The following is a 19,903-nucleotide window of genomic DNA, read 5'->3' on the forward strand; positions in this document are numbered from 1 at the left end:
GGTCTTCGGCTCAGTCGCGGCCGGTCAGCGACCAGGCGTCCTCGTCGTCGTCGCCGTCGGCCTCCACGACCTCGAGCCCGTCGCGGTTCGCCGTGTCGAAGGGGTCGCTGTAGCGGTCGTCGGTCTCGACCCAGGCGCCGCTGTCGTCGTCCTCGGCGGATGCGTCGGGCTCGGCCGACGCCGACGCGGGCGCGGGTGCGGACTGCGCGGGCGCCGACGGGACCGGCTGCTGCGCCGGCGCCTGCTGCTGCGCCGGTGCCGGCGCCGCGGGCGCGGCCGACGGCCCTTCGCCGCGCAGCTCGGCGAGCACGGCGGCGAGGCCGTCCGGCGGCACCAGCACGTCGCGCGCCTTCGAGCCCTCGGAGGGCCCGACGATCTCGCGCGACTCCATCAGGTCCATCAGGCGGCCGGCCTTCGCGAAGCCGACCCGCAGCTTGCGCTGCAGCATCGACGTGGAGCCGAACTGGGTGGAGATGACGAGCTCCGCCGCGGCGCACAGGTCCTCGAGGTCGTCGCCGATGTCGGCGTCGATCTCGCGCTTCTCGGCGACCTCGGCGACGTCGTCGCGGTACTCGGGCCGCGCCTGGCCGGTGACATGCTGCACCACCCGCTGGATCTCTGCCTCCTCGACCCAGGCGCCCTGCACGCGCATGGCCTTGTTGGCTCCCATGGGCAGGAAGAGGCCGTCGCCCTGGCCGATCAGCTTGTCGGCGCCGGGCTGGTCGAGGATGACGCGCGAGTCGGTCACCGAGGAGACCGCGAACGCGAAGCGGCTCGGCACGTTCGCCTTGATGAGGCCGGTGACGACGTCGACCGAGGGGCGCTGCGTGGCGAGCACCAGGTGGATGCCGGCCGCGCGCGCGAGCTGGGTGATGCGCACGATCGAATCCTCGACGTCGCGCGGGGCGACCATCATCAGGTCGGCGAGCTCGTCGACCACCACCAGCAGGTAGGGGTAGGCCTTCAGCGTGCGCTGGCTGCCGGCGGGCAGCACGATCTCGTTCGCGCGCACCGCGGCGTTGAAGTCATCGATGTGCTTGTAGCCGAACGACGCGAGGTCGTCGTAGCGCATGTCCATCTCCTTCACGACCCACTGCAGCGCCTCCGCTGCCTTCTTGGGGTTCGTGATGATGGGGGTGATCAGGTGCGGCACGCCCTGATAGGCGGTCAGCTCGACGCGCTTCGGGTCGACGAGCACCATGCGCACGTCGGCGGGTGTGGCGCGCATGAGCAGGCTCGTGATCATCGAGTTGACGAACGACGACTTGCCGGAGCCGGTGGATCCTGCGACCAGCAGGTGCGGCATCTTCGCGAGGTTCGCGACCACGTAGCCGCCCTCGACGTCCTTGCCGATGCCGATGGTCATCGGGTGCTTGGAGTCAGCGGCCGCGCGCGAGCGCAGGACGTCGCCGAGCTTCACCGTCTCGCGGTCGGGGTTGGGGATCTCGATCCCGATCGCGCTCTTGCCGGGGATGGGCGAGAGGATGCGCACCTCGTTGGAGGCGACGGCGTACGAGAGGTTCTTCGACAGCGCGGTGACGCGCTCCACCTTCACGCCCGGCGCGACCTCGATCTCGTAGCGCGTGACGGTCGGGCCGCGCGAGAAGCCGGTGACCTTGGCATCGACGTTGAACGACGAGAGCACCTGCGTGATCGCGGCGACGATGTCGTCGTTGGCCTGCGAGCGCGCCTTTGGCGGGTCGCCCTGGCCGAGCGAGGCGATCGAGGGCAGGCGGTAGGGGCGCTCGCGCACGGGTGCGGGGGCGGATGCGGTGGCCGGCGCCGCGCCGTCGGCCGGCGGGATCTCGCCGGTGTGCTTGCGCATCGCCTCCTCGGCGTGCTCGAGGTCGGCGAGCACCGCTGTGGCGTACTGCTCGTGGTCGTCCTCGCCGGGGTCGGCCGGCAGCGGCTCGACCGGCGCGGCGGGCACCCGGCCGACCTTGGTGGTCGGCTGATCGCGGTCGACGACCACGGGGCTGTCGTAGGCCTGCTCGTGGTCGAGCGCGTCGAGGCCGAGGTCGTCAAGACCGCCGCCCTCGTAGGGCGGATCGACCTCGCGGCCGGTGGCGTTGCGGCGCCAGAAGGGCAGCGACTCGGCGCCGTCGACGGGTTCCTCGTCGGCGGCCTCCGACTTCGCGAGCTCCTTCGCCTCCTTGCGCGCGCGCCGCGCCTCCTCGCGCTCCTCCTCGCTGCCGGTGTCGACGCCGAAGAGGTAGCCGTACAGGTCGGTGAGGCGCTCGGGAATGCGGTTCGGGGCCGTGCGGGTGATCACGAGCACCGCGAGCAGTGCGACGATGCCGCTGACGATGCCTGCGCCGATCGGCGTCAGCAGTGCCGCAAGCGGCGCCGAGGCGACCCAGCCCAGGATGCCGCCCGCGTTCGCCAGCGCGGGCATGCCCTGCGACGCATCCGGCATGCCCGTGATGACATGGCAGAGGCCCGCGACCGAGATGAGCAGCAGTGCCAGGCCGACGCCGACGCGGCCGTTGTCGCTGACGGACGCGGGGTGCCGGAACATCCACAGCGCGAGCAGCACGAACACCACCGGCAGCGCGATCGCCACCTGACCGAACAGGCCGCCGAAGGTGTAGGCCGAGATCGCCTGCGCGACCGGGTTGACGGGCAGGATCCACTCGACGATCGCGCCGAAGACGGCGAGGATCGTGAGGAAGAAGGGCACGCCGTCGCGGCGCTCGTCCTTCGCGAGCGACTCGCGGCCGAACACCCGGGCTGCGCCGCCGGTGGCGTGCGCGAGGCCCATCCAGGCGCGCTGGCCGATGCCGGGCCCGTCGTCCTCGAACACCGGCTGCGCTGCACTCGCGCGCGACTGCCGCTGCACCTTGGTGGTGGCGCCGGTCGAGGCACCGCCCGACGAGGCCTTCGCACGGCTCTTGGGCGCGGTCTTGGGCGCCGTGGGGCGCGTCGGCTTGGTGGTGGACATGCGCACACCCTAATTCGAGGCGCCGACAGGCGGCCGGAGGCACTCCGAAACCTGGACGATCCGCGCGTCGGCGCGGGTTTCAGAAGCGGATCGCCTCGATCACCTTCGAGCGCACCGCGATGGTGGCAGGGATGCTGCCGGCGATCGCGCCGACGACGGCCGAGACGAGCAGGCCGGTGATCGCGGCGGCCATCGGGAAGCCCGGCAGCGCCGCACCCGCGAGCCCCTGGGTGAGCAGCTCCTGCACGAGCGGCAGCCGGTAGGCGAAGATGCAGATGGCGATGCCGATGCCGCCGGCCACCACGGTGCCGACGACCGATTCGAGCATCACGGCGGCGAAGATGCGGCTGCGGCTGGCGCCGAAGGCCCGGCGGATGCCGAACTCGCGCACCCGCTGCCGGATCGAGACCACCGCGACGGTGATGAGGCCGAGGGCGCCCAGCAGCAGGATGACCGCGGCGGTGCCGACGAGCGTGAGCTGCAGCGGCAGCAGCGGGTCGTAGTCGTCGCCCCACGCCTGCCAGTCGCTGCGCTGCGTGTCGACGCTCCAGCCCGGCAGTGCCCCGGTGAGGTCCTGGTTCAGCATCCGCTTGCCGTCGTCCGCCAGCTCCACCGGCACCCACGCCTCCAGGCCCGGGGGGTTCATGTACGACATCGGCCCGCTCGCCTCGGGCAGGCGCAGCAGGTCGCGCGGCAGCATCCACGCCTGCGGCCACTCGTCCTGCATGCCGCGGTCGACGACGCCCACGACGACGGCCGTCGCGCCGCCGAGCTCGACGGTGCGGGCGGCCTCGAGGCTGCCGCCGATCACGTCGAGCATGCCGCGGTTGACGACCACCGCGGGCGCCAGTCGCGCACGGTCGCTCTCGATCAGGAAGCGGCCCTCGGCGACGCTCAGGTGGCGCATCAGCGCGTGGTCGGGCTCGACGCCCTGCACCGAGACGCCCTGTGTGCCGGCGACGCCCTGGAACATCACGTTGGCATCGGTGATCACGCTCGAGTACTCGATCTCGTAGCGCTCCACGGCGGCATCCATCGCGTCGATGATCGCCAGCGAGTCGGCGCTCGAGGGCGAGTCGGGGCCGGCGAAGGGGTCGATGCTCCCCTGCTGCTCCTGCCACATGTTCACCGAGAGCGTGGCCGCACGGCCGCTCTGCGACTCGAACGAGACCAGCAGCGTCGAGCGGGCCAGCTCGCCGATGGCGACGGATGCGGTGAGTGCGGCGATCGCGACCGTCACGCCGATGAGGCTCATCAGCACGCGCCCCCGGTGGATGCGCAGCTCGGTCCAGGCGTCCTGGATGGCTGCGACGACGTCGGTCATGCCGCTACCTGCTCGGTGGCCTCGAGCCGCCCGTCGACGATGCGCAGCATGCGGCGGGCGCGGGCGGCGACGGCGACGTCGTGCGTGATCGTGACGAGCGCGGCGCCGGCGTCGCTGGCGACCTCGTCGAGCAGATCCATGATGCGGCCGCCGGTCTCGATGTCGAGCGCGCCGGTGGGCTCATCGGCGAGGATGAGCCGCGGGCTGCGCACGAGCGCCCTGGCGATGGCGACGCGCTGCTGCTCGCCGCCGGAGAGGTTCGTCGCCCTCGTGTCGATGCGGTGGCTGAGGCCGACGCGGTCGAGCATCTCGCTCGCCAGCCGGTGGCGCTGCCAGTAGCGCCTGCCCGCGCCGTAGTGCAGCGGCACCGCGACGTTCTCGGCCGCGGTGAGGCCCTCGATGAGGTTGAACTGCTGGAACACGAAGCCGACGGTCGCGCCGCGCAGCCGGTCGCGCATCCGCCCGCCCATGAGCGCGACGGGCTCGCCGTCGAGCTCGACGATGCCCGTGGTGGGCTGATCGATCAGGCCGAGGATGTTGAGCAGCGTCGACTTGCCCGAGCCCGAGCGGCCCACGATCGAGACCCGGTCGTGGGCCGCGACGTCGAGGTCGACGCCCTTCAGGATCTGCAGGGCGGGCCCGTCGATGGTGGCGAACTGCCGGGTGACGCCGCGCAGGTGCAGCAGCGGCATCAGAACCCGCAGACAGCCGGGTCGGCGGTGGCGGGGTCGGCGCAGGGATCGACCGCTCCGGGCACGAACTGCAGCACCTCGTCGCCCTCTGCGAGGCCCGCGCGCACCTCGACCACGGAGCCGTCGCTGATGCCCAGCTCGATGCGCACCTCCTCCGGCTCGCCCGGCATGCCGTCGCTGCCGACCGTCGGCCGGTAGACGATGCCGGCGTCGGCGCTGCCGAGCACGGCTGTCGTCGGCAGCACCAGCACGTCGGATGCCGAGCCGGCGGCGAGCTCGAGCTTCGTCGAGAGGCCCACGAAGACCCGGACGTCGGCCGGCACCGCGCAGGTGAGGGTCGCGCTCGCGCCGGCCGTCGCCTCTTCCCCCGTGGGCTGGCGGATGGCGACGTCGGCGCACTCGAAGGGCGCGGGGCCGGAGTCGATCGTCACCGTCGCCGACTCCGGCAGGCTCGTCAGCCGGTACTGGTCGGCGGCGCCGACGGAGGCGCGCACGAGGTGCCGCGGCGGCTGCACGGCGCCCGCCTCGCCGCCCAGGTCGATCATCTGGCCGGCGAGCAGGTCGAAGCCGACCAGCGTGCCCGTCGCGGGCGCTCGCATGTTCCAGATCGCGGCGGTCGGCTCACCGAGGTTGCCCTCGGCGTCGGGCTCAGGCTCGGACTCGACCCGCACCGTGAAGAGCACCTCTCCCTCTGCGACCTCGAGCCCGTCGTCGTAGTAGACGCGGGAGACCATGCCGGTCTGCGTCGAGCGGATGGGCACCGCCTCGACCGGCACGACCGTGCCGTCGATCGAGACGGCGTTCTCGATCGAGCCGCGCTCGACCATCGCGACCGGCTCGTCGAACATGGCGCCGGCCAGCGGGTCGTCGGCGACCGCCGGCTCCTCCGAGGGGAAGAAGGCGAGCTTCACGAGCGCGATCGCGATGATCGCCGCGACCCCGACCTTCAGCATCGGCAGCACCCAGGTGCGCCAGGCCCCCGGTCCGCGTGCGGCCTTCTCGGCCCGGTGCAGCTGCGTGCGCTCGAGCGTCTCGAGCCGGTGCTGCTGCTTGGCCTGCCGGCGCGCCTCACGCGAGCTGGCGGCGGCGTGCGAGGCGGGCGGGAACGACTCCTCCATCGGTCCTCGCCGGACGTCCTCGGCCGTCTGCTGGTGCGCGTCGTCGTGCTGCTCGGCCACGGCGTGGTCCTCTCGGCTGCCTCCTGCGGAGGAGTGGCAGCGCCGTGGTGCGTCGGCGCCCTGCCTGCAAACCTAGGGCAACCGTGCGCATCCGGCACTCATCCTGTCGGATGAGATCCGTCGCCGGCAGGACGAGGGAGCGAACGCCCGGCACCAAGCGCTGGACCACTGCGGGCCAACCCGCTGCAGCAAGCGCTGGACCCTTCCTGGATCCGCGGACCCGCTGCGGCAAGCGCTGGACCCCTCCGGGATCCGGGGACCGGTTCGAACGGGTCCCGCGATCCCGAAGGGGTCCGCGAAGCAGCAGCAGTCCGGCGCTGCTACGCCTCGATGACGACCGGCACGATCATCGGGCGCCGGCGGATGCGCGTGCCCACCCAGCGGCCGACGGTGCGGCGCACGACCTGCTGGTACTGGTGCGTGTCGCGCACGCCCTGCTCGCCCGCCTCGGCGAGCGCCTTGACGATCTTGGGGCGGATGTCGTCGAAGACCTTGTCGTCCTCGGCGAAGCCGCGCGCGTGGATCTCGGGGCCGACGATGACCTTGCCGGTCTGCGGCTCGAGGGCGATGAAGATCGAGATGAAGCCCTCCTCGGCGAGGATGCGGCGATCCTTCAGGTCGGCCTCGTCGAGGCGGCCCACCGACGAGCCGTCGACGTACACGAAGCCGATCTCGAGCTGGCCGGCGACGGTGATCTCGTGGTCCTTGAGATCCCACACGGTCCCGTTCTCGCCCACGTGCGCGCGCTCGCGCGGCACGCCCGTGTCGATCGCGAGCTGCGCGGCCGCGTGCAGGTGGCGGTACTCGCCGTGCACCGGGATGACGTTGGCCGGGCCGAGGATGTTGTAGCAGTAGAGCAGCTCGCCCGCCGAGGCGTGGCCGGAGACGTGCACCTTGGCGCTGCCCTTGTGGACGACCTTGGCGCCCAGCTGCATGAGGCCGTTGATGATGCGGAAGACGGCGTTCTCGTTGCCCGGGATGAGGCTCGAGGCGAGGATGACGGTGTCGTCCTCCCCCACCTCGATGCGGTGCTCGCCGTTGACGATGCGGCTGAGCACGGCCATCGGCTCGCCCTGCGAGCCGGTCGACATGAAGACCACCTCGTTTCGAGGCATCTGCTCGGCCTTCTTCTGGTCGACCACGACGCCGTCGGGCACGATCAGGTAGCCGAGGTCGGCGGCGATGCCCATGTTGCGCACCATCGAGCGGCCCACGAAGGCGACCTTGCGGCCGTTCTCGTGCGCGGCGTCGAGCACCTGCTGCACGCGGTGCACGTGGCTCGAGAACGAGGCGACGACCACGAGGCCGGTGGTCTTGGCGATCACCTGCGAGATGACGGGGCCGATCTCGCGCTCGGGAGCCGTGAACCCCGGGACGTCGGCGTTCGTCGAGTCGACCAGGAACGCATCCACGCCCTCTTCGCCGAGGCGGGCGAAGGCGCGCAGGTCGGTGATGCGGTCGTCGAGCGGCAGCTGGTCCATCTTGAAGTCGCCCGTGTGCAGCACGAGGCCGGCCTTGGTGCGGATGGCGACGGCGAGCGCGTCGGGGATGGAGTGGTTGACCGCGATGTACTCGGTCTCGAACGGCCCGAGCTGCTCGATCTGCCCTTCCTTCACGGTGTGCGTGTAGGGCTTGATGCGATGCTCCTTGAGCTTCGCCTCGATGAGCGCGAGCGTCAGCTTCGAGCCGAGCAGGGGGATGTCGGCCTTGAGGCGCAGCAGGTAGGGCACGGCGCCGATGTGGTCCTCGTGACCGTGCGTGAGCACGACGCCGACGACGTCGTCGAGGCGATCGCGGATGGGTCCGAAGTCGGGCAGGATCAGGTCGACGCCCGGCTGGTGCTCCTCGGGGAAGAGCACGCCGCAGTCGACGATCAGCAGCTTGCCGTCGAGCTCGTAGACCGTCATGTTGCGGCCGACCTCGCCGAGTCCGCCGAGCGGGAACATGCGGAGTGTGCCTGCCTTGAGCGGGGCAGGCTGGATGATGGCCGTCATAGGGCCCTCCTTCGTATTTGGCTCACCCGGTGATGCTGTGGTGGATGAGCGGATGTGGTGGGTTGCGCGCAGCTCGCGCGCTCTGTCGTGTGTGGGGCATCCGTTCGATGCCGGTGAGTGCAGCCGGCTCGCCGCTATCGCGTCGTGCCGTGCACCTTGGGGAGCGCACCGCCTGCCGCAGCGTTGCGGTCGGGACGGAACTCGCTCAGGTCGAGGCCGTCGACTCCCGTGACGAGTGCGAGCTCGTCTTCGATGAGCGCCGCCTCGGTGTCCTCCGGGCCGACGAGCGGCAGGCGCACGCGCGGGCTGCCGATGCGGCCGAGGCCGTGCAGGATGTACTTCGCTGCAACGGTACCAGGCACATGCGTCATGACCGCCCGCACGAGCGGCTCGAGCGCCTGGTGCTGCGCCTGCGCGGTGTGCAGGTCGCCGGCGTTCACCGCGTCGACGATGGTGCGGTACGGCCTGGCGGCGACGTTGGCGGTGACGCCGATCAGGCCGGAGGCGCCGATCGCCAGGTGCGGCAGCACGTTGGCGTCGTCACCCGAGAAGTAGAGCAGGTCGGTCTGGTTGAGCACGCGGCTGACCTCGGCGAAGTCGCCCTTGGCGTCCTTCACCGCGACGATGTTCGGGTGCTTGGCCGCGCGCAGGATCGTCTCGTAGCGGATCGGGATCCCCGTGCGACCGGGGATGTCGTAGAGGATCACCGGCAGGTCGGTGGCGTCGGCGATCATGCGGAAGTGCGTCAGCACGCCGGCCTGGGTGGGCTTGTTGTAGTAGGGCGTGACGATCATGACGCCGTCGGCGCCGGCCGCCTCAGCCTGCTGGTTGAGGTCGATGGCGTGGGCGGTCTCGTTGGAGCCGCCGCCCTGGATGACCTTGGCGCGGTCGCCCGCGACCGACTTCGCCACCTCGACGAGCTTGATCTTCTCGGGGTCGGTGAGCGTGGAGGTCTCACCGGTCGTGCCGGAGACCACGATGCCGTCGACGCCGTTCGTCGCGCAGTCGTCGATGAGTCGTCCGACGTCGTCCCAGTCGACCTCGCCGTCGGCGCGGAAGGGGGTGACGAGCGCGACCAGGACCTGGCCGAAGGGGTTCTCTCTCACTCACCCAGGGTACAGCGCCGGGTTGCGCGGACCGAGTTCCGGGGGTTCGCGGTTCTGAGCTGAGGAGATGTCGCCAGATGAGGACGATCCATCCTCGTTTGGCGACCGATCGCGAATCGCTCCTCTGCTGGGTACGCGAGCGGGCTCGCGGAGGGCGGCTGCACCGTACGATCGGCGGATGCGGGAGCGAGCGATGGTGCGACTGGCTGAGCCGAGCGGGGCGCTGCACGCGTCGTGGCTCGCGTGCATGCGCGAGTTCGACGGCGCGGTGCTGCATGGGTTCTCGACCTTCGGGTTCGAGGTCGAGGAGCTCGCGACCGAGGCCGGCTTCGCGCGCTGGCTCGAGCGCGAGCGCTTGCAGAACGAGCGCGCGCTGGACGGCTTCGTGCCCGCCACCTGTTGGTGGATCGTCGACGAGGCCGCGCCCGGCGAGGTGCTCGGCTCGATCCACCTGCGGCACGAGCTGAACGACTGGCTGCTGGCGGAGGGCGGCCACATCGGCTACGGCGTGCGTCCGAGCGCGCGCGGCCGCGGCGTCGCGGGCGCCGCGCTGGCCCTCGTGCTCGAGCGCGCTCGCGCGATGGGCATCGATCGCCAGCTCATCTGCTGCGAGGACAACGCGCCCTCGCGCGCGACCATCGTCGGCGCCGGCGGCGCGCTCGAGGACGTCCGCACCGGTCACGACGGCTCGCGCGTCGAGCGCTATTGGATCGCGCTGCGCTGACGGATCGGCGCACCCGAGCTGGCCCGCCACGTCCGCAGCCGTCGGCCGTGTCCAGATCGTTATGCGCGGCGCGCAGAGCTGAGGATTCAGCACATTAGGCTCAGCCTCACCCCAGTCTGTCGGCGATGTCGCCGGCCCTTCCACGAGGACACCCATGCGCGCTCTCCTTGCCCTCGCCGCTGCGCTCTCGCTCGTCGCCACCGGTCTCGTCACCGCCGCACCGGCGGCCGAAGCCGCCTCGACGACCCGCATTGCCGGCAGCGACCGATTCGCGACGTCGGTCGAGATCTCCCGCCAGACGCCGGCCACCGGCGACGTGGTCTATCTCGCCAACGGCCTGAAATTCCCGGATGCGCTCGCCGCCGGCCCTGTCGTCGCGGCGGAGGGCGGCCACCTGCTGCTGACGCCCCCGAACCAGCTGCACGCCGCGGTCGCCGAGCGCATCCGCGAACTCGCCCCCAGCGAGATCGTCGTGGTCGGCTCGGCCGCGTCGGTCTCGGATGCGGTTGCTGCCGCGGCCCTGGCCGCGGCACAGGCAGACGGCGACGAGGCCGAGGAGACGCTCACGCGCGTCGGCGGTGCGAACCGCGTCGAGACCTCGCTGCTGCTGCTCGAGCGCCTGCGGGAGAGCGGCGGAGTGAACTCGGTGTGGGTCGCATCGGGTGCCAACTTCCCTGACGCGCTCGTGGCCGCATCCGTGGCCGGCCGCGACCGCTCGGCCGTCGTGCTGGACCACCACGCCCCCACCCCGCAGGCGACGCAGGCGTGGCTCGACCGGGTCGGACCGCAGGTCGCAGGCCTGCGCGTCAACATCGCCGGCGGCACCCCCTCCGTGAGCGCCGCCGACCAGCAGGGTCTGCTGGTGCACGCCGCCGAGATCCAGCGGTACGCCGGCAGCGACCGCTACCAGACGGCGATGCTCATCAACCAGCAGTTCCCCGCCGCCTCGACCGAACCGGCCATGCTGCTCGCGACCGGCCAGAACTTCCCGGACGCCCTCGCGGGCGCCGTGCACGCGGCGCTGCGCGACGTGCCGATGCTGCTGACACCCAACGCGTGCCACGCGACCATCACGCCCAAGCTGCAGGCAGAAGCCGACCGGCTCGGCGTCACCACGGTCATCGGCCTGGGCTCCTCCGCCACCATCAGCGACCTCGCGCTGCGGCTCGGACCGTGCCCGCTGACGCTGCCGCAGACGATCGCCGCGCAGTACGGCACGTTCGCGCCGCAGCAGCACTCGGGCACCGGCAGCCGGCTGATCGACCTGGGCGCCCGCGGCATCCCCTACGCGCAGCTGCGCGCCACCATGTCGAGCGGCGGCGTCAACCGCGTCGTGATGCTCGACGCCGACCGCCAGCTGCTCGACGAGCCCATCTCCTACCAGGGTCCGTACAGCGGCACCGCGCTGCTCGCGGCGTTCCACGAGCGCCCAGTGCGCTACCTCAATGTCGAGACCACTGGCACCTGGACGCTGCGCCTGACCGACCTCTCCAGCGCGCCGACGCTCGGCACGCCCCTGTCGGGCGACCGCGACGCGGTCTTCATCTACGGTGGCCCGGCCCGCACCGTCACGGCGAGCCATGGCGGCAACCTTTTCGCGGTCATCGAGCTGCTCGATGGCGGCGCGAGCTATCGCGTGCCCTTCCAGCACTGCTGCGAACCGCTCAACGGCAGCATCTCGACGATGGCGGCCGGCCCCGCCGTGGTCGCGGTGATGTCCGACTCCCCGTGGAGGCTGACCGTGCGCGAGTTCGCCGCCGATGCCCCGGTGGACGCAGAGCCCCGGTCGCCCGCGAACGCGCCGTCGCTGCTGACAGAGCCGTCCCTGCTCGGGGAGCCGTCGCAGACGGCCTCTGACTCGGTGACGCGTTCGAGCATCCGGTAGCGGCGCACCCATGAGAACACCCATGCGCGCTCTCCTCGCTGTCGGCGCGGCGCTCTCGCTCATCGCCACCGGCCTGGTCACCGCCGCGCCCAGCGCAGAGGCGGTGCCGACCGAGCGGATCGCCGGCAGCAACCGCTTCGCCACCAGCGTCGAGATCTCCCGCAGCCTTGGCGAGACCACGGGCGGCGTGGTCTATCTGGCGAACGGCCTGAAGTTCCCGGATGCGCTCTCGGCCGGCCCCGTCGTGGCTGCGGAAGGCGGCGACCTGCTGCTCACTGCCCCGAACGAGCTGCCCGCCATCGTCGCCGAGCGCATCCGGGAGCTCGCGCCCGCGGAGGTCGTCGCGGTCGGCTCGACGGCCTCCATCGCCGACGCCGTGCTCGACGCCGCAGTGGCGGCCGCCGCGACCGCGAGCCCGCAGGTCGAGCGCACCCGCATCGGTGGTGCCAACCGCGTGGAGACCTCGCTGGAGCTGCTCGAGCGCCTGCGCGAGAGCGGTCCCGTCGATGCCGCGTGGATCGTCTCGGGAGCCACCTTCCCCGACGCGCTCGTGGCCGCCTCGGTCGCGGGGCGCTACCGCGAGGCTGTGATCCTCGACCACCATGCGCCCACGCGCGCCGGATCGGACGCCTGGCTCGCACGGGTCGGGCCCGAGGTGCGGGGCCTCGGCCTGCACGTCGCAGGTGGCGAGCCGTCGGTGAGCGAGGCCGACCGACTCGGTCTCGAGCGAGCGGGCGCCGCCTGGACCTTCCGGTACGCCGGTGGCAACCGTTACGAGACCGCTCGGCTGATCAACGAGTCGATCGAGGAAGCACCGACATCGACTCGGATGCTGCTCGCCACCGGTCAGAACTTCCCCGACGCGCTCGCGGGTGCCGTGCTCTCGTCCGCGACCGGGGTTCCGATGTACCTCTCGCCGAACGCGTGCCACCCGGCGATCGGATCGATGCTGCGCGGCGAGGCCAGCCGGCTCGGCGTGCGCACCGTCACCGGGCTCGGCAGCGCCGCGACGCTCAGCGACAGCGTGCTGCAGCTGGCGCGGTGCACGACGCCGCTGCGCGAGCAGATCGGCCAGGTGTACGGACGCTTCCCCATGCAGCGGCACACCGGCACGGGCGACGCGACGATCGATCTCGGCCGCGACGTGCGCTACGGGCAGGTCATCGTGCGCTTCGAAGGCTCCGGATTCCAGGTGGTCGATGCGCTCGACGCTGGGGGCCAGCACCTCGACAGCCTCGTGGGAGGGCTCGGCTCGACCGGTGGCACGGCGCTCATCGCGCCGTACGGCGACTCGGCGAGCGTCCGGCGGCTCCGGGTGACCGCGACCGGCCCGTGGGCGCTCGAGCTCCGCGATCTCACGAGCGCCCCGATCCTGACGACGACCGCGAGCGGCCAAGGCCCGGCCGTCTACCTCTACGACGGCCCCGCTCGCACGATCCGTGTCGACGCCGAGGCATCCGGCCGCTTCGTCGGACCGCGTGAGCTCCACGGCCACTGGCAGGAGTCGAGCCCGTTGGCGCCGTTCCCCACGTTCCCGGCGACGGGACAGATCCATGAGGGCCCGGTCGTCCTCGGTGTCAGCGCGCGCGGCTCCTGGTCGCTGCAGCTGCGCTGATCAGCGGATGCGCTCGAGGGTGCGGTAGGCGTACCGCAGCCCCGAGGTGCTCTCGTGCCACCCCGTGGCCGGGTCGCGCGCGATCTCGCGCCACAGCGCATCCGCTGTGCCCGTGACCGGCTCGGGCGCCGTCGTGTCGCCGGCGGCGTCGAGGTCGATGTCAGTGATCTCGAGCCGGTCGGCGCGCTCGATGGCGTCGCGGTAGACGCGGCCGCCGCCGATCACCCACACCTCGTCGCCGGGATGCTCGAGCAGCGCGCCGGCGGCTGCGAGCGCCTCGTCGAGGCTCGCGACCACCCGGGCGCCCGCAGCGATGTAGTCGGGGTTCGAGGTGATGACGATGTTGTCGCGGCCCGGCAGCGGGCGGAAGCGCTCGGGGAACGACTCCCACGTGCGGCGGCCCATCACGACCGGGTGGCCGAGGGTGATGGCCTTGAACCGCGCCATGTCCTCCGGCAGACGCCAGGGCATGTCGCCGGCCTCGCCGATGACGCCGCCGCGCGCCTGCGCCCAGATCATGCCGAGCATCCGTCTGCCTTCCCCTGCCGCTCGCGGCTCAGACCGCGACCGGCGCCTTGATGCCGGGGTGGTGCTCGTAGCCGACCACCTCGAAGTCGTCGAACTCGTAGTCGAGGATGGACTCGGGCGTGCGCGTGATGCGCAGCGTCGGCAGCGCGAAGGGCTCGCGCGCGAGCTGCCGCTCGACCTGCTCGACGTGGTTGTCGTAGATGTGGCAGTCGCCGCCGGTCCAGACGAAGTCGCCCACCTCGAGGCCGGTCTGCTGCGCCACCATGTGGGTCAGCAGCGCGTAGCTGGCGATGTTGAAGGGCACACCGAGGAACATGTCTGCCGAGCGCTGGTACAGCTGGCAGCTCAGGCGGCCGCCCGTGACGTCGAACTGGAAGAAGGCGTGGCAGGGGGCGAGCGCCATCTCGGGGATGTCGGCCGGGTTCCACGCCGAGACGATGTGGCGGCGGCTCTCGGGGTTCGTGCGGATCGACTCGACCACCTGCGCGATCTGGTCGATGGTGCCTCCGTGCGGGTCGGGCCAAGAGCGCCACTGCACGCCGTAGACCGGGCCCAGCTCACCATCGGCATCCGCCCACTCGTCCCAGATCGTGACGCCCTGCTCCTGCAGCCAGCGCACGTTGGAGTCGCCGCGCAGGAACCACAGCAGCTCGAGCGCGATCGACTTGAAGTGCACGCGCTTCGAGGTGATGAGCGGGAAGCCGCGGCTGAGGTCGTAGCGCAGCTGACGGCCGAACACGCTGCGCGTGCCGGTGCCGGTGCGGTCGCCCTTGTGCTCGCCGTTCGCGAAGACGTCGGCGAGCAGCGCCTCGTAGGGGTGGGCGGATGCGTCGGGCTGCGCAGGCGCGCCGGTGACGGCGGTGGTGGGGTGGGTCATCGTGCCTCCTGTGCTCCAGTCTTCCGCAGTTCGAGCGCCTTGCGGGCAGCCATGCGGGCGCGCTTGCGGTCGCGCGCGGCGTCGTACGCCATCGACAGCCGCAGCCACGACTGCCAGGACTCCGGGTGCGCCTCCACGTCGGCCTTCGCGACCGGGAAGGCGCCCTCGGCGGCGGCCTTGTCGGCGCGGCCGGAGGCGGTCGCCGGCAGCGGCGCGGGCATCCCGCCCTCGGCGGCGAGCGCCCGCACGGCGCGGTCGAGGCGGATGCCGAACACGAGCTCGGACGCGAGCGCCCAGGCGCCGACGATGGTGAAGATCGCCAGCGCGACGCCGACCACGATGCTGAGCGGCGTGCCGGTGAGCAGGAAGCCGATCGCGAGCCCGCCGGCGACTACCACGTAGAGGGCGAGCGCCGCCGCCATCACGAGCGCGAGCGCCCGGGCGGTGCCGGTGCGGGCGGCGGTGCCGGGGGCACCAGCAGCGGGAGCTGTGGCGTCGGGCGCACCCTCAGCGGGCGTGCCGGTGCCGGTGGCGTCGGTCGCGTCGCTCACGCGAGGCCCAGCAGGTCGCCGATGCCGACCGTCACGCCGGCCTGCGGCTCGGCGCGCAGCGCCAGCAGGATGCCCGCCGAGTACGAGTCGCTCGACGTCGTGTCGTGGCGGATCGTGAGCGTCTCGCCGATGCCACCGAAGATGACCTCCTGGCGCGCGACGACGCCGGGCAGCCGGATGGCGTGCACCGGCACGCCGGCGATGATCTCGCCGCGGCCGGGCTCGTCGGGCGTCGCCGGCCGGAAGCCGCGCACCGCCCCGATCGCCTCGGCGGTGCGGGTGGCGGTGCCGCTGGGGGCGTCGCGCTTGCGGTCGTGGTGCGCCTCGACCACCTCGACGGCCTCGAAGTGCTGCGCCGCGATCGTCGCCAGGTGCGTCTCGAGCACGCTGCCGAGCGAGAAGTTGGGCACGATGCGGATGCGATCGGCACCGCGGTCGCGGAGGGCGCCGATGCGCTCGTGGCTCCAGCCGCTGGTCGCGATGACGAGCGGCGTGCCCGCCTCGGTCGCCGCCTCGACGAGCTTCGCGCTGGCCGCGAGCACGGTCGCGTCGAAGAGGACGTCGAGCCCGTCGAGCTCGAGCCCGTCGCGCACGTCGATCTCGACCGGCTCGAGGTCGTCGGCCTCCTGCGCGAGCCGCAGCGCGAGCGAGCCGAGCCGCCCGGTGGAGCCTGCGATGCCGACGCGCCTCGTTCCTGCCATGCAGCCAGCCTACGGCCACCGAGGTGCCGGTCCGGCGGCGGTCGTAGAGTTGCCGGGTGCCCATCACGATCGCTCCCGAGGACCCGGCCACCGACGTCGCTCAGTCGCTGCTGCAGGCGTACTTCACCGACCGCGCCATCACCTTCATCGGCGGCGTCTACACACCGAAGCCCGCCGATCCGGCGACCCTCCGTGCGCCCGATGGCGCGTTCCTGGTGGCCTGGCGCGGCGACGAGCCGGTCGGCTGCGGCGCCCTGCGACGGCTCGCGCCGGAGCGCTTCGAGGTGAAGCACCTGTACGTCGCGCCGGCAGGCCGCGGTCAGGGCACCGGCGCAGCGCTGCTGGCCGCGCTCGAGGCAAGGGCCGTCGAGCTGGGCGCGCGCGAGGTCGTGCTCGACACCAACAAGGCCCTCGCGGCCGCCAACGGCCTCTACGCGAGCCGCGGCTACGCATCCGTGCCCGCCTACAACGACAACCCGAACGCCACGAGCTGGTTCGCGAAGCCCGTCAGTTGAGGGTTTGCGTCCGAGTTGACACTCGGAAGGGCGCAAAGCCTCAACTCGCCACCCGCGCGTGCGACGCGTGTGCGATCGGCGCGCGAGCGAGCGCGGTCCGCACGCGCTCGACGATCTGCCAGGGTTTGCCGAGCATCGTCGCGCTGAGGCGTATGACGACCCAGCCGAGTGCGCGCAGCCGCTCGTCGCGCGCGAGGTCATGGGCGCGCTGCTTGGGGTCGAGGAAGTGCTGCTCGCCGTCGTACTCGATCGCCACTTTCGCTTCCCGGTAGAGCAGATCGGGCTGGGCGATCAGCCGGCCCTCGTAGAAGATCTCGCCGTTGATCTCCGGCTCAGGCAGCCCCGCCCGCACGAGGAGGCACCGCGTCGGCGTCTCCATCGGCGAATCGACGCCCGGCCGTGCCTCTTCGAGGGCGGAGCGAAGCCGGTCGGCGCCCGGTGCTCCGGCCCAGACGCGCAGCGCGGCCGCGAGCCGCTCTGGCGTCGCCGCAGGACGGTCGAAGCGGAGCTGCGGGTAGCGATCGCGAGGCGCCATCAGCGCATCGGCGACCACGATGAGCGCATCCACGTCGAGCGTGCGCGCGAGGGTGCAGAGGGTCAGGATCGGCGACGTCACCGGTATGTCGTCAATGCGCCAGACGACGAGCCGTTGCTGCAGGAGGGAGATGCTCTCGATACCGGCGGTGCGCGGGCGGTACGCACCGCGCGGGACGACGATGGTGACGGGATCCTGATCGGCCGAGATCGGGAGCGGCAGTCCCAGGGTCGCTGCCGCGGCGGTGCCGCCGAAGGCCTGGCCCGGGCGCAGGCGTGGCGCGTATTGCCGCGCCCGGCCGGCCAGGTCCTCCGCAATGCCAGCTGCCCGGATGCCCCGGAACGGCCGGACGAGCGACTTCGCGCGCAGCCGCTTCTCGCTCACCCCGCGTGCACGCAGCGCCGCGACGCTGACCGATGGTGCGCCTGCGAGTTCGTCGATCTGGGTGTGCCCGGCCATGGGTGCAGGGTGCTCGACACGCGCTCGGGCTGCGCGGCGGATCCGCCCACTTGTGGACAGTGAGGCAACGACTGGGTGCCGCCACCCGGCAGCAGTCACAGCGAGTTGAGGGTTTGCGTCCTCCGGAGTGTCAACTCGGACGCAAAACCTCAACTGACCGGCGCGGCGCTCAGTAGGGCTGCGGCAGCGGCATGCCGGTGCGCTCCTCGGCGGGCAGGTGGCCGAGGTCGTTGTGCACCACGAGCTGCGGCGGCTTGCCAGTGCGGCGACGGATGATCGTGAGGCCGCAATTGGCCTGGTTGAGGCTCATCCACTGCCACTCGGGCGACTGCATGACCTCGCGCACGAACCAGCCGATGACGAAGTTGTGGGTGACGAGCAGCTCGTTGACGTCGCCGCGCGAGGGCCGCAGCCACTGCTCCCCCGCGTCGTGCATCTGCGCGGCGCCGGCTTCGGCCTCCTCGGGGCGCACGCTCTCAAGGAAGCGGTGGAAGCCCGCGGGCGTGTGCTCCGTCTTGCCGGAGGGGATGCAGTCGAGCAGCAGCGATGACTTCTCGAACTCGACCGCCGGCAGCCGCTGCTGCATGATCGACGCCGTCTCGGTCGCGCGCGTGAGCGGCGACGTCCACGCATGATCGAAGTGCACGCCCGAGAGCCGCTGCGCGATCGCCTGCGCCTGCCGCACCCCGCGGGCGGAGAGCTTGCCGTCGTCGACGCCGTGCTCCGCATCCAGCTGCTCACCGTGTCGGACCAGGTAGAGCAGGTGCGCCATCATTCCTCCGTGTGGGCGCGCCGATGCGCCCGGTCAGTTCGTGGGAGGCACGCGAACGTGCGCTCAGTGAGCGGCTGGGACCGCTGCTCCCACCGTACCCCGATTGCCGGCGGCGACAAGCCGCTCGAGCCCCTCCGGGACCTGCCCGACCGCCGAGATCGAGCGCGCGCCGCTCGCGAGCTCCGCTGCCAGGGCGCGCACATCCGCGTCGGTGACCCGCTCGATGCGCTCGAGCGTCGCGTCGATGTCGAGGTACTCCCCGAGCGTCAGCTCCGCCCGCCCCAGGCGCGCCATGCGCGTGTCGCTCTCCTCGAGCGCGAGCGCCGAGCCGCCGGCGAGCTGCCCCTTCGCGCGGCGCAGCTCCTCCTCGCTCGCGCCGTCGGCGAGCCGCTCGAGCTCGGCGAGCATGAGCGTGGCGACCTCGAGCGTCTTGTGCGGCTGGCAGGCCGCCGCCATGCCCATCAGGCCCGCGTCGGCGTAGCCGGAGGCGAAGGAGTAGACCGAGTACGCCAGGCCGCGCCGCTCGCGGATCTCCTGGAACAGCCGCGACGACATACCGGCGCCCAGCACGGCGTTGAGCACCGCCATGGTGCTGCGGCGCGGGTCGAGCGCGGTGAGCCCGGGCGTGCCGATCATCAGGCTGACCTGCTCGAGCGGGCGCCGCACGACCGTGAGCCCGCCTGCGGTGTACGGCTGCAGCGCGCCGTCGCGGCGCGCCTTCGGCTCGGCGTCCGCGAGCGGCCACCCGTAGCGGCCCAGCGCCTCCTGCAGCTGCTCGACCACCGTGTCGTGGTCGACGGCGCCGGCGACCGTGACGACGAGGTCGCTCGCGTCGTAGTGCTCGCGGTAGTGCTCGGCGACGCGGTCGCGCGAGACGGCGCGGATCGACTCGTTCGTGCCCCCGATCGGGCGGCCCAGCGGCGCCTCGAGGCCGTGCACGAGCTCGCTCAGCCGCTCCCCCGCGACGTCGCCCGGGTCGTCGTCGGCCATCGCGAGCTCTTCCAGGATGACCTCGCGCTCGTGCTCGAACTCGTCCGCGTCGAGCACGGAGGAGGTCACCATGTCGGCCAGCACGTCGACGGCCATGCCGAGATCGCGGTCGCGCACCTTGGCGTAGTAGCAGGTGTGCTCCTTGGCGGTGAGCGCGTTGTGCTCGCCGCCCACCTCGTCGAAGGCGACGGCGATGTCGAAGGCCGTGCGGGTGGGCGTGCCCTTGAACAGCAGGTGCTCGAGGAAGTGCGTCGCCCCGCGCGCGTCCTCGCGCTCGTCGCGCGAGCCCACCGGCACCCAGAAGCCCACCGAGGCGCTCGCCGCCCCCGGCACCTGCTCGGTCAGCACGCGCACGCCGCTGGGCAGCACGCTCCTGCGCACCACCGCGTCGCCCGCGGCGTTGATGACGATCTCTGGGGTCTCGAGCGGCAGGGCGACAGCAGGCATCCGTCGACTCTACCCGCGTGCGCACAGACGACGGATGCCCCCACCCGGCCGGGTGAGGGCATCCGTCGT

Annotated in this window: 17 protein-coding genes; 4 read left to right on the forward strand and 13 right to left on the reverse strand. The window is 72.1% G+C overall.

What is annotated here, in order from left to right; translation table 11 throughout:
* Positions 1-10: 10 nt before the first annotated feature.
* The 6 genes from BM288_RS00540 to dapA form a co-directional block, all read right to left on the reverse strand.
* Positions 11-2,941, reverse strand: coding sequence for an FtsK/SpoIIIE family DNA translocase (locus BM288_RS00540; RefSeq protein ID WP_092914855.1), 2,931 nt, complete (start codon positions 2,939-2,941; stop codon positions 11-13).
* A gap of 79 nt (positions 2,942-3,020) precedes the next feature.
* Entirely contained in the window at positions 3,021-4,265 is a 1,245-nt protein-coding gene (locus BM288_RS00545; protein ID WP_092914857.1) for an ABC transporter permease, read from the reverse strand.
* Complete coding sequence (locus tag BM288_RS00550; RefSeq protein WP_092914859.1) at positions 4,262-4,957, reverse strand: ABC transporter ATP-binding protein; 696 nt, start codon at positions 4,955-4,957, stop codon at positions 4,262-4,264. The genes BM288_RS00545 and BM288_RS00550 overlap by 4 nt, the downstream gene beginning before the upstream one ends.
* The gene (locus BM288_RS00555; protein ID WP_092914860.1) at positions 4,957-6,135 is read right to left on the reverse strand and encodes an efflux RND transporter periplasmic adaptor subunit; all 1,179 of its coding nucleotides are present in this window, start codon (positions 6,133-6,135) and stop codon (positions 4,957-4,959) included. The genes BM288_RS00550 and BM288_RS00555 overlap by 1 nt, the downstream gene beginning before the upstream one ends.
* 320 nt (positions 6,136-6,455) lie before the next feature.
* Positions 6,456-8,129: a ribonuclease J gene (locus BM288_RS00560; protein WP_318255245.1), complete on the reverse strand. Its 1,674-nt coding sequence runs from the start codon at positions 8,127-8,129 to the stop codon at positions 6,456-6,458.
* A 134-nt stretch (positions 8,130-8,263) separates the two neighbouring features.
* The gene (gene dapA, locus BM288_RS00565; protein WP_092914862.1) at positions 8,264-9,235 is read right to left on the reverse strand and encodes a 4-hydroxy-tetrahydrodipicolinate synthase; all 972 of its coding nucleotides are present in this window, start codon (positions 9,233-9,235) and stop codon (positions 8,264-8,266) included.
* A 178-nt stretch (positions 9,236-9,413) separates the two neighbouring features.
* Between dapA and BM288_RS00570 the strand changes: the two genes are divergently transcribed.
* The 3 genes from BM288_RS00570 (at position 9,414) to BM288_RS00580 (ending at position 13,459) form a co-directional block, all read left to right on the forward strand.
* Complete coding sequence (locus BM288_RS00570) at positions 9,414-9,959, forward strand: GNAT family N-acetyltransferase (RefSeq protein ID WP_318255246.1); 546 nt, start codon at positions 9,414-9,416, stop codon at positions 9,957-9,959.
* A gap of 154 nt (positions 9,960-10,113) precedes the next feature.
* Positions 10,114-11,844: a cell wall-binding repeat-containing protein gene (locus BM288_RS00575; protein WP_092914864.1), complete on the forward strand. Its 1,731-nt coding sequence runs from the start codon at positions 10,114-10,116 to the stop codon at positions 11,842-11,844.
* 22 nt (positions 11,845-11,866) lie between these two features.
* A complete protein-coding gene (locus BM288_RS00580; RefSeq protein WP_177220182.1) occupies positions 11,867-13,459 on the forward strand; it encodes a cell wall-binding repeat-containing protein in 1,593 nt (530 codons plus the stop codon).
* Here the strand turns inward: BM288_RS00580 and BM288_RS00585 are convergent, their stop codons facing one another.
* Genes BM288_RS00585 through dapB form a run of 4 tightly spaced genes read right to left on the reverse strand, consistent with a single transcriptional unit; the run spans position 13,460 to position 16,116 of the window.
* On the reverse strand, positions 13,460-13,987 hold the full coding sequence (locus BM288_RS00585; protein ID WP_092914868.1) for a dihydrofolate reductase: 528 nt from the start codon (positions 13,985-13,987) through the stop codon (positions 13,460-13,462). It abuts the gene before it with no gap.
* Positions 13,988-14,015: 28 nt separating this feature from the next.
* On the reverse strand, positions 14,016-14,864 hold the full coding sequence (locus BM288_RS00590) for a thymidylate synthase (RefSeq protein WP_092914870.1): 849 nt from the start codon (positions 14,862-14,864) through the stop codon (positions 14,016-14,018).
* Positions 14,861-15,415 carry a hypothetical protein gene (locus BM288_RS00595; RefSeq protein ID WP_318255247.1) on the reverse strand — a complete coding sequence of 185 codons (555 nt, stop codon included), beginning with the start codon at positions 15,413-15,415 and terminating at the stop codon, positions 14,861-14,863. Before BM288_RS00595 ends, BM288_RS00590 begins: the two co-directional genes overlap by 4 nt.
* Positions 15,412-16,116, reverse strand: a complete 705-nt coding sequence (dapB, locus tag BM288_RS00600) for a 4-hydroxy-tetrahydrodipicolinate reductase (RefSeq protein WP_092914872.1) — start codon at positions 16,114-16,116, stop codon at positions 15,412-15,414. The genes BM288_RS00595 and dapB overlap by 4 nt, the downstream gene beginning before the upstream one ends.
* A gap of 56 nt (positions 16,117-16,172) precedes the next feature.
* On the opposite strand from dapB, the gene BM288_RS00605 reads away from it, so the two are divergent.
* Positions 16,173-16,631 carry a GNAT family N-acetyltransferase gene (locus tag BM288_RS00605; RefSeq protein ID WP_318255248.1) on the forward strand — a complete coding sequence of 153 codons (459 nt, stop codon included), beginning with the start codon at positions 16,173-16,175 and terminating at the stop codon, positions 16,629-16,631.
* Positions 16,632-16,671: 40 nt separating this feature from the next.
* On the opposite strand, the gene BM288_RS00610 is transcribed toward BM288_RS00605, so the two are convergent.
* The 3 genes from BM288_RS00610 to BM288_RS00620 all read right to left on the reverse strand — a co-directional run bounded on the left by BM288_RS00610 (position 16,672) and on the right by BM288_RS00620 (position 19,834).
* Complete coding sequence (locus tag BM288_RS00610; RefSeq protein ID WP_092914874.1) at positions 16,672-17,625, reverse strand: endonuclease domain-containing protein; 954 nt, start codon at positions 17,623-17,625, stop codon at positions 16,672-16,674.
* Between the two features lie 169 nt (positions 17,626-17,794).
* A complete protein-coding gene (locus BM288_RS00615) occupies positions 17,795-18,397 on the reverse strand; it encodes a histidine phosphatase family protein (RefSeq protein WP_092914876.1) in 603 nt (200 codons plus the stop codon).
* 63 nt (positions 18,398-18,460) lie between these two features.
* Entirely contained in the window at positions 18,461-19,834 is a 1,374-nt protein-coding gene (locus BM288_RS00620) for a M16 family metallopeptidase (RefSeq protein WP_092914878.1), read from the reverse strand.
* Between the last annotated feature and the right edge of the window lie 69 nt (positions 19,835-19,903).

Source organism: Agrococcus baldri (assembly GCA_900114805.1).
Classification (GTDB): Bacteria; Actinomycetota; Actinomycetes; order Actinomycetales; family Microbacteriaceae; genus Agrococcus; species Agrococcus baldri.